This is a genomic window from Providencia sp. 6390, assembly GCF_058148425.1.
Genome location: NZ_JBYVYL010000003.1, coordinates 15,469 through 31,349 on the forward strand (window position 1 = coordinate 15,469; position 15,881 = coordinate 31,349).

The 15,881-nt window shown below is 40.0% G+C and carries 16 protein-coding genes and 1 other RNA gene; 8 read left to right on the plus strand and 9 right to left on the minus strand.

Annotation, left to right across the window (positions count from 1 at the left end):
• Nucleotides 1–16: 16 nt before the first annotated feature.
• The 6 genes from gcvH to AC3Z9T_RS07495 form a co-directional block, all read right to left on the minus strand.
• The gene (gene gcvH / locus AC3Z9T_RS07470) at nucleotides 17–409 is read right to left on the minus strand and encodes a glycine cleavage system protein GcvH (RefSeq protein WP_490125903.1); all 393 of its coding nucleotides are present in this window, start codon (nucleotides 407–409) and stop codon (nucleotides 17–19) included.
• 55 nt (nucleotides 410–464) lie between these two features.
• Complete coding sequence (gene gcvT / locus AC3Z9T_RS07475) at nucleotides 465–1,559, minus strand: glycine cleavage system aminomethyltransferase GcvT (RefSeq protein ID WP_490125574.1); 1,095 nt, start codon at nucleotides 1,557–1,559, stop codon at nucleotides 465–467.
• Nucleotides 1,560–2,073: 514 nt separating this feature from the next.
• Entirely contained in the window at nucleotides 2,074–3,303 is a 1,230-nt protein-coding gene (ubiI, locus tag AC3Z9T_RS07480) for an FAD-dependent 2-octaprenylphenol hydroxylase (protein WP_490125575.1), read from the minus strand.
• Between the two features lie 23 nt (nucleotides 3,304–3,326).
• Nucleotides 3,327–4,505 (minus strand): 2-octaprenyl-6-methoxyphenyl hydroxylase, encoded by a 1,179-nt coding sequence (gene ubiH, locus AC3Z9T_RS07485; protein ID WP_490125576.1) that lies wholly within the window; start codon nucleotides 4,503–4,505, stop codon nucleotides 3,327–3,329.
• A gap of 28 nt (nucleotides 4,506–4,533) precedes the next feature.
• On the minus strand, nucleotides 4,534–5,850 hold the full coding sequence (gene pepP / locus AC3Z9T_RS07490) for a Xaa-Pro aminopeptidase (protein ID WP_490125577.1): 1,317 nt from the start codon (nucleotides 5,848–5,850) through the stop codon (nucleotides 4,534–4,536).
• Between the two features lie 214 nt (nucleotides 5,851–6,064).
• Nucleotides 6,065–6,643 (minus strand): YecA/YgfB family protein, encoded by a 579-nt coding sequence (locus AC3Z9T_RS07495; RefSeq protein ID WP_490125578.1) that lies wholly within the window; start codon nucleotides 6,641–6,643, stop codon nucleotides 6,065–6,067.
• A gap of 232 nt (nucleotides 6,644–6,875) precedes the next feature.
• On the opposite strand from AC3Z9T_RS07495, the gene zapA reads away from it, so the two are divergent.
• From zapA to AC3Z9T_RS07530, 7 genes are all read left to right on the plus strand, one after another.
• Entirely contained in the window at nucleotides 6,876–7,205 is a 330-nt protein-coding gene (zapA, locus tag AC3Z9T_RS07500) for a cell division protein ZapA (RefSeq protein WP_490125579.1), read from the plus strand.
• A gap of 111 nt (nucleotides 7,206–7,316) precedes the next feature.
• Nucleotides 7,317–7,499: non-coding RNA, 6S RNA (ssrS, locus tag AC3Z9T_RS07505), on the plus strand.
• 91 nt (nucleotides 7,500–7,590) lie between these two features.
• Nucleotides 7,591–8,181 carry a 5-formyltetrahydrofolate cyclo-ligase gene (locus AC3Z9T_RS07510; protein ID WP_490125580.1) on the plus strand — a complete coding sequence of 197 codons (591 nt, stop codon included), beginning with the start codon at nucleotides 7,591–7,593 and terminating at the stop codon, nucleotides 8,179–8,181.
• 291 nt (nucleotides 8,182–8,472) lie between these two features.
• Nucleotides 8,473–9,171, plus strand: a complete 699-nt coding sequence (locus tag AC3Z9T_RS07515) for an RraA family protein (protein WP_490125581.1) — start codon at nucleotides 8,473–8,475, stop codon at nucleotides 9,169–9,171.
• An 18-nt stretch (nucleotides 9,172–9,189) separates the two neighbouring features.
• Nucleotides 9,190–9,720 (plus strand): prephenate dehydratase domain-containing protein, encoded by a 531-nt coding sequence (locus AC3Z9T_RS07520; protein WP_490125582.1) that lies wholly within the window; start codon nucleotides 9,190–9,192, stop codon nucleotides 9,718–9,720.
• Nucleotides 9,721–9,730: 10 nt separating this feature from the next.
• The gene (locus AC3Z9T_RS07525) at nucleotides 9,731–10,129 is read left to right on the plus strand and encodes a cupin domain-containing protein (protein WP_490125583.1); all 399 of its coding nucleotides are present in this window, start codon (nucleotides 9,731–9,733) and stop codon (nucleotides 10,127–10,129) included.
• A gap of 42 nt (nucleotides 10,130–10,171) precedes the next feature.
• The gene (locus AC3Z9T_RS07530; protein ID WP_490125584.1) at nucleotides 10,172–11,572 is read left to right on the plus strand and encodes a 3-deoxy-7-phosphoheptulonate synthase class II; all 1,401 of its coding nucleotides are present in this window, start codon (nucleotides 10,172–10,174) and stop codon (nucleotides 11,570–11,572) included.
• A gap of 232 nt (nucleotides 11,573–11,804) precedes the next feature.
• Here AC3Z9T_RS07530 and serA read toward each other — a convergent pair whose 3' ends face one another.
• Entirely contained in the window at nucleotides 11,805–13,055 is a 1,251-nt protein-coding gene (gene serA / locus AC3Z9T_RS07535) for a phosphoglycerate dehydrogenase (RefSeq protein WP_490125585.1), read from the minus strand.
• 322 nt (nucleotides 13,056–13,377) lie between these two features.
• The gene (rpiA, locus tag AC3Z9T_RS07540; RefSeq protein WP_490125586.1) at nucleotides 13,378–14,034 is read right to left on the minus strand and encodes a ribose-5-phosphate isomerase RpiA; all 657 of its coding nucleotides are present in this window, start codon (nucleotides 14,032–14,034) and stop codon (nucleotides 13,378–13,380) included.
• A gap of 183 nt (nucleotides 14,035–14,217) precedes the next feature.
• Between rpiA and AC3Z9T_RS07545 the strand changes: the two genes are divergently transcribed.
• Complete coding sequence (locus tag AC3Z9T_RS07545; RefSeq protein ID WP_490125587.1) at nucleotides 14,218–15,117, plus strand: LysR family transcriptional regulator ArgP; 900 nt, start codon at nucleotides 14,218–14,220, stop codon at nucleotides 15,115–15,117.
• On the opposite strand, the gene AC3Z9T_RS07550 is transcribed toward AC3Z9T_RS07545, so the two are convergent.
• Nucleotides 15,114–15,848, minus strand: coding sequence for an oxidative stress defense protein (locus AC3Z9T_RS07550; RefSeq protein ID WP_490125588.1), 735 nt, complete (start codon nucleotides 15,846–15,848; stop codon nucleotides 15,114–15,116). The genes AC3Z9T_RS07545 and AC3Z9T_RS07550 overlap by 4 nt on opposite strands.
• Between the last annotated feature and the right edge of the window lie 33 nt (nucleotides 15,849–15,881).

Sequence of the window (15,881 nt, forward strand, 5' to 3'; positions counted from 1 at the left end):
CGGGGCGTTCAACGGTTTATTCTTCTTCTTCAAGTAATGCTGAGTAGGCATCAGCATCTAACAGATCTGTCAGCTCTGACTCATCAGAGATTTTGATTTTGAAGATCCAGCCTTCTTGGTAAGGCTGTTCATTGACTAATTCAGGAGAATCATTCAACGCTTCGTTCACTTCAACAATTTCACCCGTGAGTGGCACATAAATATCAGAAGCTGCTTTTACTGATTCAACGACTGCACAGTCACTACCAATATCCACTGCACTACCCACTTCTGGTAGGTCAACGAAAACCATATCGCCTAATAGCTCTTGGGCATGTTCAGTAATACCTACGGTATATACCCCACCACCTTCATGACGCACCCACTCATGTTCACGGGTATATTTCAGCTCAGCAGGAACATTACTCATCATTAACCTCACTCTTATTTTCGAATTTTTAAAGTAAAATATTAACTAGCTATGATTAAACGAGGGCCTTGCCTTCTCGCACAAACCCTGGCTTCACGACCTGAACTGGCATCTCTCGATTGCGAATTTCAACGATCGCACTGTCTTGTATTTCTTTTGGTACACGTGCCAAAGCAATACTAAAGCCAAGTGTCGGTGAGAAAGAACCGCTAGTAATCACGCCTTCTTGTAACTTACCTAAATCATCTGTAAAGCGCACTGTTTGACCTGCACGTAAAATGCCTTTTTCATGCATTACGATACCGACTAATTTCTCAGTACCTTGCTCTTTGAGTTTTTCTAATGCTTCACGTCCAATAAATTGGCGATCTTCAGGTTTCCAAGCAATAGTCCAACCCATATTAGCAGCCAATGGCGAAATGGTTTCATCCATATCTTGCCCATAGAGATTCATACCTGCTTCAAGACGTAGTGTATCTCGAGCACCTAAACCCGCAGGATGCACACCCGCCTTAACCAGTTGACGCCAAAAGTCGATAACTTGCTCTTTTGGCAGAGCAATTTCATAACCTTTCTCGCCGGTGTAGCCTGTTGTGGCGATAAATAAGTCACCTGCTTGAACACCATAAAAGGGTTTCATGTCAGCAACGAGTGCACACTGAGATTCGGACAATAAAGAATGGACTTTTTGTTGTGCGGTAGGGCCTTGAACAGCTAATAGAGCGAGGTCATCACGCACTTCAATAGAAACCACGTATGATTTTACATGCTGCTCAATCCATGCAATGTCTTTATCGCGGGTTGCAGAGTTGACCACTAGACGATAAAAATCATCCTCTAGGTAATAAACAATTAAATCATCAATCACGCCGCCAGAGGCATTTAGCATACCCGTATAAAGCGCTTTGCCTTTCTCAGTTAGCTTAGCAATATCATTTGCTAGCAAATAACGAAGAAAATCACGGCAACCTTCGCCATGTAAATCGACTATGGTCATATGGGAGACATCAAACATCCCAGCATCGGTTCTGACTACGTTATGTTCATTAATCTGTGAACCGTAATGCAGTGGCATCATCCAACCATGAAAATCCACCATTTTCGCACCACAAGCTATATGCTCTTCATATAACGGGGTTTGCTTTGCCATGAATACCCTCTTTACATTTTTGAATATGATAGGGTGAGCGCTACCATTCTGTGCAGTAAAGAGGATCATCACTACACAGCCAATAACGCTACGCAAACGATAATATCTTATTAAAAACTACCACTGTTTTTAGCAAGAAACCATTAAAAAAAATAGGGCTACCCGCTATCTGTATTACTGATTACAGAGAATATAATCCAGCGAAATTTGTTAAAAAATTGAGAATGATCACTCAATAACACTATGTTTAATACAAAAGAGTAGAGTAAATCATCATATCCATAGCATTCTTAACTAAAAACCAATGTTAGCACCAAACCATTAAATTAGTAAAACTAATGCGAAATTCGATTGCGATTAGAATTTCTCAATCATTAATAATAAGAATGATAGTGATAAAGTCACTTTTTATGACCCTATATAGTTCATAAAATGAATATGTGAGCACAAAATGAAGGGATATTGGCAGGCTCTTATGTTCATCATATTTCCTGCCAATAATTAATCGGAAAACTTACTTGGAAGGCACTAACTGAACGTTTTGCAACCACTCAGGCATATCAAATAACCCCATTGCATGATTAAGTAATTGAGGTTTTACCCCCGGTAGATTGCCCGCTAGAATTAAGCCTACATCACGCAATAGCTTCTTCGCAGGATTATTACCATCAAATAGCTCACGAAAACCTTGCATACCGGCTAGCATCATGGCTGCACTATGTTTGCGATGACGCTCAAAACTACGTAGATAGAGGTATTGGCCGAAATCCTTGCCTTCACGATGAAGGCGTTTTATTTCACCCAATAACATCGCGACATCCATAAACCCTAAGTTCACGCCCTGCCCTGCAAGTGGGTGAATAGTATGGGCAGCATCCCCTAATAATGCCAATCGCTGTGCTGCGAACTGCCGTGCATAACGTCCTGTCAATGGGATCGTCAACCTATCACTTTCCAGCTGACATAGCCCTAATCGAGTATCAAAGGCAACGGCTAATTCTTTTTCGAAACTTAGCTTATCCATTTGTTGACGTCGAGCAGCATCAATTGCTGGCTGAGACCATACAATTGAACACAGATGAGGGTCACTCAATGGTAAAAATGCCAATATACCTTTACCATCAAAGGATTGTCGCGCAATAAACTCATGAGGTTGTTCTGTACGAATGGTTGCAACCAATGCAGTATGTTCATAATCCCAAAATGTCAGTGGGATATCTGCATGACCACGTAGCCATGAATTAGCACCATCAGCCCCCACAATTAACCTTGCCGTGAGCATAGTGTCATCAGCCAATGTGATAAACACGTCGTTCTCCCCCCAAACTACTTTTTGAATAGTCGCAGGAGTTAATAATGTGACATTACGCATCATAGCCGCTTTTTGCCACAATGCATCACGGATCACATTGTTTTCCACAATATGGCCTAGATGAGATAAATTTTGTTCCTGCGCTGAAAACTGAATACGACCAAAGCTGTCTTTATCCCAAACTTCCATTCCCTTATAAGCGGAAGCTCTCATCGATTTAATTGAAGACCAAACATCTAAATAAGTTAGCAGTTTTTCACTAGCAGCATTAATTGCTGATACCCTCAGTGCATAAGGGTCATTGGCTGAAAATGTTATTTTAGCTGGGTGATTCTCAATCACAGCAACGCGCAAGCCTGTTCCTTCCAAACCACAAGCAAGTGCCAAACCGACCATACCACCACCGGCGATAACCACATCAAATGATTGCATATTTTTTCCTCTTAATTCTGTGGTTATTGTTCCGCTACCCAGCCAAGTGTTTGACGAGCAAGTACATCGCGTACTGACGGTAACATTTCCATTGCCATTAAACCTAAATTACGTCCAACCACTAAAGGCAAACAACGATTTGCGAAAACTCTCACTAAGCCATCAGTCATTGCCACTGTTTTTTCTCTATCAATACTTCTGGCTTGTTGATACGTATTCAACAGAGTATAAGCACCAATATCTTGATCCTGCTGATAAGCTTTAACGACAGACTCAGCTAATTGCATCACATCACGAATACCAAGATTGAAACCTTGACCTGCGATTGGGTGTAATGTTTGTGCCGCATTACCGACCAAAACAGTACGGTGGCTAATTGGATTTAAGGCCTTGCGTAATGATAGAGGATAACAAAAACGAGTTCCCGCCTGAGTAATTTTGCCAAGACGCCAGCCAAATGCTTGTTGAAGCTTCTCAATGAACGTTTCATCATCCCACATTTTGATGATGTCGGCTTGCTCTTGTTGATGACACCAAACCAATGAGCTACGCCCCTGAGACATTGGTAACAAAGCTAATGGGCCAAACTCAGTAAAACGTTCAAAAGCCCTACCTTGAGGGTCAACCGACGTTTTAACATTAGCGATAATTGCTACTTGCTCATAATCATTTTGCTGCCATTGCATATGACAGGCTTGCCCTACTGCAGAATGGCTACCATCAGCCGCTACCAGCAGTGAACCAACCAGTATTTCACCGGTATCTAGCGTAACTTCAACATGATCTTTTTGCCGCTGGATACTTTCAACTTTTGCAGGACAATATAATGTGACGCCCGCTGCTTTACCTAATAACTCGAACAATCGAGTTCCTGCATTATGTAATTCAATCACATTACCCAGTTCAGGAATACGGTAGTCTTGCGCATTAATATTAACAAACCCTGCATGGCCGCGATCAGAAACATGAACATGGGTTATTGGTGTAACGCAATCGGAAAGAGCTTCCCAAATGCCAATTTTAGATAGCCGCTGGCAAGTTCCATGGGCAAGTGCGATCGCTCGGGCATCAAACCCCGGGTGCTCCCCTTCCGGCAAAGAAGCTTCAACCAGCGAAACTGATAGCTTCCCTTGACTTAAAGCAGAAATGGCAAGCGCCAATGTCGCACCCGCCATTCCACCACCAACAATAATCACATTCATGTTGCGTTAATTACCTTTTACTACTTTCTTAAGCTTGATGAACACTTGCCATCAATGCCTCTATTTCATCAGGATCTTTGACAACTAAATCAGTCAAGTTTTCATTACCGTTTTCGGTGATCACAATATCATCTTCAATACGGATACCAATACCGCGATACTCAGGAGGCACATCTGCATCAGGTGCAATATACAACCCCGGTTCAATGGTCAACACCATTCCAGGTTCTAAAATACGGTCACGATCGACGCCATAAAATCCAACATCATGCACATCTAATCCCAACCAATGACTTAAACCATGCATAAAGTATGGAAATAGTGCTTTGTTCTCGATCAATTGATCGACGTCGCCATGTAAAATACCGAGTTCAACTAACCCTTCAACTTTGATACGCACAATCTTTTGTGTTACTTCATGGATGCTGGTACCTGGGCGATATAATTCCAAAGCAGTGTTTAATGCTTTAAGCACAATTTCATACAACTCACGTTGAGGCTTGGTAAACTTGCCATTGACAGGAAATGTGCGTGTAATATCACCTGCATAGCCATCAAATTCTGCACCTGCATCTATCAGAACCATCTCGCCGTCTTTCATTTCACATTCATTCTCTGTGTAATGCAAAATACAGGCATTTTCACCACTGCCAACAATGGTGTTATAAGATGGGAAACGTGCGCCATGGCGAGTAAATTCATACTCCACTTCACCACATAATTGGTATTCAAACATGCTTGGCTTACAAGTTTTCATTGCACGAATATGCGCTAATGCAGAAATTTCGCCTGCTTTACGTAATGTGGCTATCTCAGCTTCAGACTTGAACAAACGCATTTCATGCACTAGTGGACGCCAATCAATCATAGTTCCAGGTGCGCGTAAATTACGGCGGCTTCCTTTACGTAAAGTGTCTAACGCACCAAAAACTAATTTATCTGCGTACTCGAATTCACCTTGAGCATGATAAATAACATCAAGGCCATTCAATAATTGATATAGTTGCTCTTCAATTTCATCAAAAGGTAATGCTTTACTGAGCCCGAGTTTTTCTGGCGCAGCCTCTTGCCCTAAACGACGGCCAAACCATATTTCAGCAGTCAAATCACGTATACGGTTAAAAAGTACGGTATGGCTATGTTTTTCATCGCTTTTGATTAGCAGCAATACGGCTTCTGGCTCACTAAACCCTGTCAAATACAGAAAATCACTGTGCTGACGATATGGGTATTCACTATCCGAATTGCGTTGCGCCGTAGGTGCTGAGAAAATAATAGCGGCGCTTGCTGGCTCCATCTGGGCCAATAGTGCGTTACGACGAGAAATAAATTCCTGCTTATTCATACCGTTTCTGCCTTATTATTTAGATTGTTGAGTGGGTAGCATATCCTTAACACTAAAGCATATAACGGCTATCACTTAATCTGTATTAGTTTTACCTGATTAAACCGCTATTTAGCTCAAATAAGCAAATATACTCACCATCAAACACGTTGTAGCGTAATCAGCCACCCCATGAATTATTTAGAGTATATAATGCATTCAACGTTGACGGATTCTAATGAAGCGTTGGCTTATTATTTTCAACAGCAGTTTGCGCTTTTTTACCTTCAGTAAAGGTGATGTAGCAAAGCTGAACCGCAACTCTGACATACTCAACCACTTCTTCTAACGCCTGCTCTAGCTCTTCCTGATCTTCGTCTTCGTCATAACCTAGCATGCCAATGTTACGTAAATCAGTAATCACTTCACTAACTTCTTTTTTCTCTGCGAGTTTAGGTTGAGCAACCCCAAGACCCAGTAAAAAGTGATTTACCCATCCCGCTAATGCATCTGCGTGATCAAACACTGACGCATTTTCATCAGGAAATAACATAGAAAAGGCAAAATCGCTGTCATCAAGGGTTTCAAATGTAGTGTCATACAGCTCACGTAATGGTTGAGCAATAACTTGAGGAAAAGCCAGCCCATCATTAGCCAGATCATGAACTAATGTCTGCCAACCTTGGTCACGACTTCCGCCACAAATCAAGCCAGTAATCAGCCCGTGAATTTCTGCGGCTGTCAGCGCAATGGAGTTTTGTTGGAGAAGAGTGTCCAACGTTTCATAGTTTGGTAAAGATTTTTGTATAGACATCTGAATTCGTCATGTTAGCTAATCATTCATGATATGCTACCATCAAGGGTAGTCGCTATACCAGTAAGCTTTTGTGATCTGTATTGTTAATCAAGCGCTTTATCTAGCGAAATTTCTAAACTCTGAATAACTTGGGCAGTTGCTATCAGTACTGCAACTTGAAGTATGACGAGTGTATTTTTTTGACGCCGAACACTGAATTGTCGGCTCGTTCTATTCGTATGGAGGTATCATGTCCGCACAGCCGGTTGACATTCAAATATTTGGGCGCTCAATGAGAGTCAACTGCCCTATTGAACAAAAAGAAGCCTTAATTGCATCCGCTAAAGAGCTTGAACAACGCTTACAAGATCTCAAAGATAGAAGCGGCGTAACCAATACAGAGCAGCTCATTTTTATTGTTGCATTGAACGTATGTCACGAATTAACACAAGAAAAGACAAAAACGCGTGATTATGCATATAATATGGAAGAGAAGATAAAAATGCTGCAACAGACGATCGAGCAAGCATTACACGATCAGGTAAAAATTACTGAGAGGCAGGTTTTGCCTATTGGCTAAATCCGCTTAAAAATCATACGTTAGTATGAAAAAATATATGAAAATGGGGTTGCTTTTTCATTCCAGTTTCATACAATGAAGTCCATAGAGTTAACGTAAGTACTCAAAAGAATTTCTCTGAGATGTGCGTCAGTGGGTGAGTCCCCTGAGCCGATATTTCAAAAAAACAGAATGTGGTTATTGCGCTGGTGAGCACGCCTGATTCGCTCAGGAAGCCTAAAGGTTAGCTAAACTGCGTTCACCTTGAACCAAGGGTTCAAGGGTTACAGCCTACAACGGCATCTTGGAGACCTCCCTTTTTTCTATCGCCCGTTCTTCCCCTTATTTTTTGTTATTGCGTTATACTTGCAGTAATTTAATTGAATATTGCTGAGGTATATAAACCGTGGAAGATAAGCTATCAACCGCCCGACAACAAATTCGCCAGTCTACACGTAAAAAACGCCAACAACTTAGTGCCATTGAGCAACAAATCGCTGCACAAAAAATCATGCAACATGTTTTGACACATTCAAAGATCAGTCAAGCCCACAACATTGCACTATTTCTGTCTTTCGATGGTGAAATCAATACACAACCACTGATTAGCGCCTTATGGCAACAAGGCAAAAATGTTTATTTACCGGTTTTACATCCTTTTAATCGCCATAATCTATTATTTCTGCATTATTCCACTGAAACTCAATTAGTCAAAAATCGCTTTAATATTGCTGAACCTCCACTTGACGTCACTCAAGTGCTTCCACCTAATCAGCTAGATGTCATGATGATCCCCCTTGTCGCTTTTGATGAGCAAGGCCAACGTTTAGGCATGGGAGGCGGATTCTATGATCGAACATTGGCAAATTGGCAACAAAAAGGCTTTTACCCTATAGGTCTGGCTCACGACTGCCAGCAGGTGCAATCACTCCCTGTCGCGCACTGGGATATTCCACTTCCTGAAATTATTACCCCTCAAAAAGTATGGCGCTGGTAATGCAGTGCTATATTATCTGTAAGTTATATTTTAAATTAAGACCTTTCTTTCACTTTTAATCACAAACCCACCATATTTTTATTTCACTATTGAACTAACTAGTTAAACATTAACACAACATTAACCATTTATAGCCAATGGGTTAATATTTATTATTATATAAATAAGATAATAATACTAAGCATGCAAACCATTATAGTGCTAATAATTTTTCTGCCTTGATAAGGAACAGCATTTGAATATATTAATTAAGTAACCAACTACTTAATTTAAATTAATGGAAGTCAAGTCATGTTTAAAAAATTAAGTCCAAGAGAAATCAAAGAAATAGAAAGATTTAAAATCAGCACATCAACGATTATTGATATTCTTGATGGTCTAAAAGCAGGTGATGTTTTATCTCATCAATTATTACCTATGAATAGTAATGAACACTATGTTGTTGGCCAGGCCTATACCGTTCAATGGAAACTGGTCAAAAAAGGTAGCAGCATTATTGATAAACAGCCATCAACATGGGATCAGGTTAGGCAATTTTTAGTGCCTGAAATAGAAAATGCTGAAGGTTTAATTTATATAGCAGGCTCAGGGGATTTAATTAAACATGCTGCATTAGCAGGTGGAATGAGTTGTACTTATTTTCAACAGCTTGGGTTTAACGCTGTAATTTTAGGTGGTGCAGTGAGGGATCGGGCTGAATTGAATGAACTAACTATACCAGTAATAGCGAGTAATATCACCCCATCAGATACTCAAGGTGCCTATTATGTAAGTGAAACAGGTACATCATGCCGAATTGAGGATAGCATTATTTGTACTGGAGATTTAGTGATCTGTGATCCAAACGGAACGGTTATTATTCCATTTAAGTTAATTGAAGAGGTATTTGATAAAGCAATAAAAATTAATGATACCGAAAATAGTATGCTAGATAAAATAAAGTCAGGTGTACGCTTGCCGGATTTGATTAGTAAAACAGGCAGAATATAAACTCTATGAGGTAATACCATGTTTACTGTACATACTTTAGGCCCTAGTGGCACCAATTGTGAAAAGGCAGCTCATCATTGGTTAAAACAAAAAAATATCGATGGCAATGTCGTACTTCATGAAAGTCTTGAAGTTGCTGTAGAGGTAATTAAAAAAGATGATAATTGTGTTTTACTTGGGTGCATTGTTTATCCATATTTACATAATATCGTTTTTAAAAATTTAACATTATTAAAGCTAACAGATTGCTTCGTATTAGATACTCACAATATGTTATTTGCTAGCCGTTTCAATGATATTAAAAAAATCCATAAAATCGGCTCACACCCAGCACCGAAAGATCTTATTTCTGACATAAAAGCGCTGAATCCAAATATCGAATCATTTTTATTTAACTCAAATAGCGAATCAGCCGTACAGTGCCGAAAAGGAACCGTTGATGCCTGCATTACTACATTCAAAGCGGCAAAAAGTAATGATTTAACTATCTTACATGATTTCGGTCCTGTTCCAATGGGATTTTCTATTCATTCAAAAATTAATAATTAAGGGGATGTCCATGAGTTTATATCTAGCAAGCGAAATGATTTCTTATGATATGGATTTAGGCCGTCATGAAGGCGAAGAAAGTAAGATACAGGCTAAATTCATTCATGGCACTGGCTTTACAATAGCATTTTGGACCTTTAAACCTAAAGCTATTATTCCTGAACATATTCATGAACATGAAACAGCAACCACTATTTTAAAAGGCTCATTAAGGCTAACTGTTGATGGAAGGACTGTTTTTTTACATGCAGGTGATTCTTTTATTATTCCATCATGGGCCGTTCATGATGCTGAAGCGTTAGAACCCTCAGAAGTGATTGATGTGTATACACCAGTGAGAGAAGACTATTTGGCTAGGCAGAATGGGTTAATGCAAACATATCTACAAACATCACAAGAAAAAAAATAAGTACCTATCGTTGAGCGATATTCTAATAGTTAAGGAAATAACATGCTTCTTTCATACGACTATGACGTTCTAACAGGAAGAAATAGCGACGACAAGGCAGCTCAGTCGTTCTCTCCCGAAAAGAAGGATCAATCAACCTCATGGTCTCCTTCATCGTGGAAACATTTCCCCGCAGAACAGCTACCTGAATACCCTGATAAATATGCACTAAGCTACTTTCAAAATCAGTTAAAAAATTTTCCGCCTTTAGTATTAGCATCAGAAATTAACCACCTCAAAAGTGTGCTAAGTTTAGCGACTGAAGGTAAAGCTTTTATTTTACAAGGTGGTGACTGTGCTGAATCCTTTAGTAGCCAAAACTCTATTGTTACTAGAGACTTTATGTATACCTTCAACCAAATGGCGGGGTTAATACATCAATCGAACCACTTACCGATTATAAAAATTGGTCGTATAGCGGGTCAATATGCCAAACCAAGAAGTTCTTCACATGAAGAACAAAACGGTATTAAGCTCCCCAGCTATAAAGGCGAAATTATTAATGGATTAGATTTTTCAGAGAGAAGCCGAGCCCCTGATCCACAAAGGATGGTCCATGCATATCATCATTCATCTGCAACTCTGAATCTTATTAGAGCGATAAACTCTTCTGTAAACCGCGAGTATGATTACAAACTACATATGAAAGTTTATCCATGGTCAACTGAACGAGATCACTATGTTTCTTTCCTTGAGGAGCTATACAAAACATCTCATTATCTTTTCAAGCTTGAAGGCATTAGTAAACCTTTATATACCAGCCATGAAGCATTACTGCTACCTTATGAAGAAGCCTTAACAAGAAAGAACTCTGCAGATAATAAATGGTATAACTGTTCGGCGCATATGGTATGGGTCGGTGAGCGAACCCGTAATATTAATCAGGCACATATTGAATATCTAAGAGGAATAGAAAACCCTATTGGTATTAAATGTGGGCCAGCAATGAATAGCAGTGATCTTATTCAATTAATAACAAAAATAAATCCAAATAATGAAAACGGTAAAATAATCCTCATCATTAGAATGGGAGCGGATACTATCAAAGAAAAACTACCTGCTCTTTTGAAAGCAGTCAAACAAAAAGGACTGCCTGTTATTTGGATGATAGACCCAATGCATGGCAACACAAAAAGCACTGATAATGGGTATAAAACTCGCCATTTCACAGATATTAGTAATGAAATGACGCAATTTATTGGTTTATTAAACGAAGAAAATTTACAGCCTGGTGGCCTTCATCTTGAAATGACAGGACAAGAAGTGACTGAATGTTCTGGCGGGTTACAAGAGATAAATGTAAATGATCTATCCTATAAATACCGATCGCTCTGTGACCCTCGCTTAAATAGAATGCAATCTCTTGAATTGGCATATTTATTTAGTCGAAGTTGGATAAAATAAGATAACAAGACCACTAAGAGATAGCTAGCGTATTGAATATAATCACAATGGCACTGCATAAACAGTGCCATTACATTCACTTTATACTCGTTATACTTCAAATTGCAGGGCTTTTCATTAAGGTATAAGCGACTATGCTACGCTCGCCGAGTCACATAATTATCTATGCTCCCCAGCTATCTTCACTTGTTTCCTAGCTGCACCTCAAAATATTTAGAGTATAGATCAGTGATTAGAATAACAAACGAGCGCGAATAGTTCCCGGTAATTCCTTCACTTTCAGTAAAATATCATCAGCTTGGTCAGGCTGTTGAGTAATAATATCAATCACCACATAGCCCACATTACCTGTTGTACGCAAGTACTGCCCCACCACGTTAATATTATTCTCTGTAAACACTTGGTTGATGCTATTCATCATACCTGGGCGGTTTTCATGAATATGCAACAAACGGTTAGTATCTTCAGTATGTACTGGTAGAGAAACTTCTGGGAAGTTGACTGCTGATAATGTTGAACCATTATCAGAATATTTCGCTAATTTGCTCGCAACTTCTAAACCAATGTTTTCTTGAGCTTCCTCAGTAGAACCACCGATATGTGGTGTTAATATCACATTATCGAATTTAATCAATTCACTGATAAATGGGTCATTAGGATCATTATTACCAGCAGGCTCGGTTGGGAACACATCTACCGCCGCCCCTGATAAATGTTTACTCTCTAATGCATCTGCTAAAGCAGGAATATCAACAACTGTTCCACGTGAAGCATTGATAAAAATTGCCCCTGGTTTCATCAGTTCAAATTGAGGCTTCGCAAACATGTTTTTAGTACTTGCTGTTTCTGGCACATGTAAGCTCACCACATCGCTCATATTCAATAGCTCGGCCATTGAACGAACTTGTGTTGCGTTACCTAGAGGGAGTTTATTTTCAATGTCATAGAAGTAGACATCCATACCAATCCCTTCAGCTAAAATACCCAGCTGCGTACCAATATGACCATACCCAACAATACCTAAGCGTTTACCGCGTGCTTCAAAACAGCCTTTAGCTTGCTTTTCCCAAATGCCACGGTGTGCTTTCATATTCGCTTCAGGGATACGACGCAGTAATAATAATAATTGGCCAAGTACCATCTCTGCAACGGAACGAGTATTCGAGAAAGGCGCATTGAAGACAGGGATCCCACGTTTAGCCGCGGCATCTAAATCAACTTGGTTAGTTCCAATACAGAAACAACCTACTGCAACCAATTTTTCAGCCGCAGCAAAAACTTCTTCAGTCAAATGAGTACGGGAACGAATACCAACAAAACGTGCGTCTTTAATTGCTTCTTTTAATTCTTCATCCGACAGTGCACTTTTGTGATACTCAATGTTGGTATAACCTGCCGCTTTTAGGTTATCCACAGCGCTATGGTGAACACCTTCCAATAATAAAAACTTAATTTTGTCTTTTTCCAAAGATACCTTGACCATTTACCCTACCCTATCATGCTTAAAATTCGTAACAGATGAATCTCCGCCTACCAACATAGCAAAAAATGGCACAGTATCAATACAATCGTTTGCCTAGCCCTAACTATCTAGCGCGAAGAAAAAGAAGTTATACGGAAGAAAATCAGGGGCGGTAACACAAAATAAGGATTTTGCCTATGTTATAAGCATTAGTGTGAGATATATCACCAAAATAGTGATGAATAAAAAATAGTGAATTTTTTTACTAATAATTGCTACCAGAAAAATCAATATAAAAAATTAAACCAGCAAAATAATCACTGGTTTAATTTCATCTGAAATACTATTTAATGGTTTTAACCCCTTCCGAGGTTCCCATCAATACAACATCTGCACCGCGGTTCGCAAATAAACCAACTGTTACGACACCTGCGATACCGTTAATTTTATTTTCAAGAGCAACGGGATCAACAATACTTAAATTGTGCACATCCAAAATCACATTACCATTATCAGTCACGACATTTTGACGATATTCAGGCGTACCACCCAATTTCACCAGTTCACGAGCCACATAGCTACGCGCCATTGGGATCACTTCAACTGGCAGTGGAAACTTACCCAATACGTCGACTTGCTTTGATTGATCAACAATACAAATGAATGTTTTTGAGATAGCAGCAACGATTTTTTCACGCGTTAACGCCGCACCACCTCCTTTGATCATATTCATGTGATGGTCAATTTCATCTGCGCCATCAACATAAACATCTAATGAATCAACATCATTACAGTCTAAAACAGGAATACCCAACGCCTTAAGTTTTGCTGTAGACGCTTCAGAGCTGGAAACTGCGCCTTCAATCTGACCTTTTATTGTCGCGAGTGCATCAATAAAATGGGCAGCAGTAGAACCTGTACCAACACCAACGATCGTGCCTGGTTTTACATAATCTAATGCCGCCCAACCTACTGCTTTTTTTAATTCATCCTGAGTCATGCCCATACCTTCTGCTATTTAAAAAGTAAATGGAATTTGTGTTAACAGTATATACCGGACACCCGACAAGTTCAGCTTTGTTCGCTGTATTCTGTGATTTACACAATGTCATTAATATTTCAAGTGTTCTGCAACAAACTATGGCATATTAAGACGTAGAATAACGATAAGGAGAATACCCCAATGAAGCGCCCTGATTACCGCGCGTTGCAAGCACTGGATGCTGTCATTCGTGAAAGAGGATTTGAGCGAGCTGCTCAAAAACTGTGTATTACACAGTCTGCTGTTTCACAACGGATCAAGCAATTAGAAAATCTGTTTGGCCAACCACTGCTTGTTCGGACAGTACCACCGCATCCCACAGAGCAAGGGCAGAAATTGCTAGCACTGCTTCACCAAGTAGAATTATTGGAAGAGCAATGGCTTGGCGATGAAAATGGTGGTTCAACACCATTATTACTGTCACTTGCAGTCAACGCCGATAGTTTGGCAACTTGGTTGTTACCTGCGCTCAATCCTGTATTAGGCAACACGCCAATACGCTTGAATATCCAAGTGGAAGATGAGACCCGAACTCAAGAGCGTTTAAGGCGTGGGGAAGTTGTTGGTGCGATCAGTATTCAGCCACAAGCACTACCGGGGTGCCTTGTCGATAAATTGGGGGCTTTGGATTACCTTTTTGTTGCATCACCTGATTTTGCAGCAACCTATTTCCCTGATGGCGTCACACGTTCATCACTGCTAAAAGCACCTGCGGTTGCCTTCGACCACCTTGATGATATGCATCAAGCCTTTGTGCAACAAAACTTTGGTTTATCACCAGGAAGTGTTCCCTGTCATATCGTGAATTCATCAGAAGCTTTCGTGCAATTAGCTAAACAGGGTTCGACCTGTTGTATGATCCCTCATTTGCAGATAGCAAATGAACTAAAAAGTGGTGAATTGGTGGATTTAACACCAGGGCTATGTCAACGTCGTATGCTTTATTGGCATCGTTTTGCACCAGAAAGCCGTACGATGAAAAAAGTAACTGACGCCCTGCTCAAAACAGGACGCCTAATGTTGAAACAAGAAGAAATTTAACGTTTTAACTCAAAAACCACATCAACTTGATCATTAAAATCAATGCTCTGCTGCTCATAAGTTTCGTTAACATCACGTTCAGGGGCAGCAGCAAGCACAGCTTTCGCACGGTAGTTCATCACAGGTGCTGGGTATGGAACCGCATCTGGAGCACGATAGTTGATACTATACACAGGCCCTAATTGAACACTGAAACCTTTTGCTAACGCGCTAGCTTGCTCAATCGCATTGGTAATCGCTTTTTCGCGTGCTTCATCACGATATTTTTGTGGGTTATTGACACCAAACTGAACTGAATTGATTTCATTCAGCCCTGCTTTCAAAGCACCATCCAGCAGTGTATTCAGTTGATCTAACTTAGTCACTTTAACTTCAACAGAACGGACTGCGGTATAGCCAACAATTGATGATTTTTGTGATTCTTTGTCATACTCATATTTAGGCTGAGTACGTACGTTCGCAGCATTAATATCTTTCTTTTCGATGCCATTTTGTTTTAAAAAATCAAAATATTCAGCAACACGTTTATCAACACCCGCTTTCGCGGCTGCGGCATCTTTTTCGGTCACTTCAACATTAATATTTAATGTTGCCATATCCGGTGATGCCTTAATCACTGCATTACCCGATGTAGTAATATGTGGGCCTTCAGGAAGTGGATTGGCTTGTGCAATAGTGGGAACTGCAATACCCGCCATCATGGCGGCAAGAACTAAAGACTTTAACTTCACAGGACCTCCTAAGAAATAATAACAAGAAAGTTG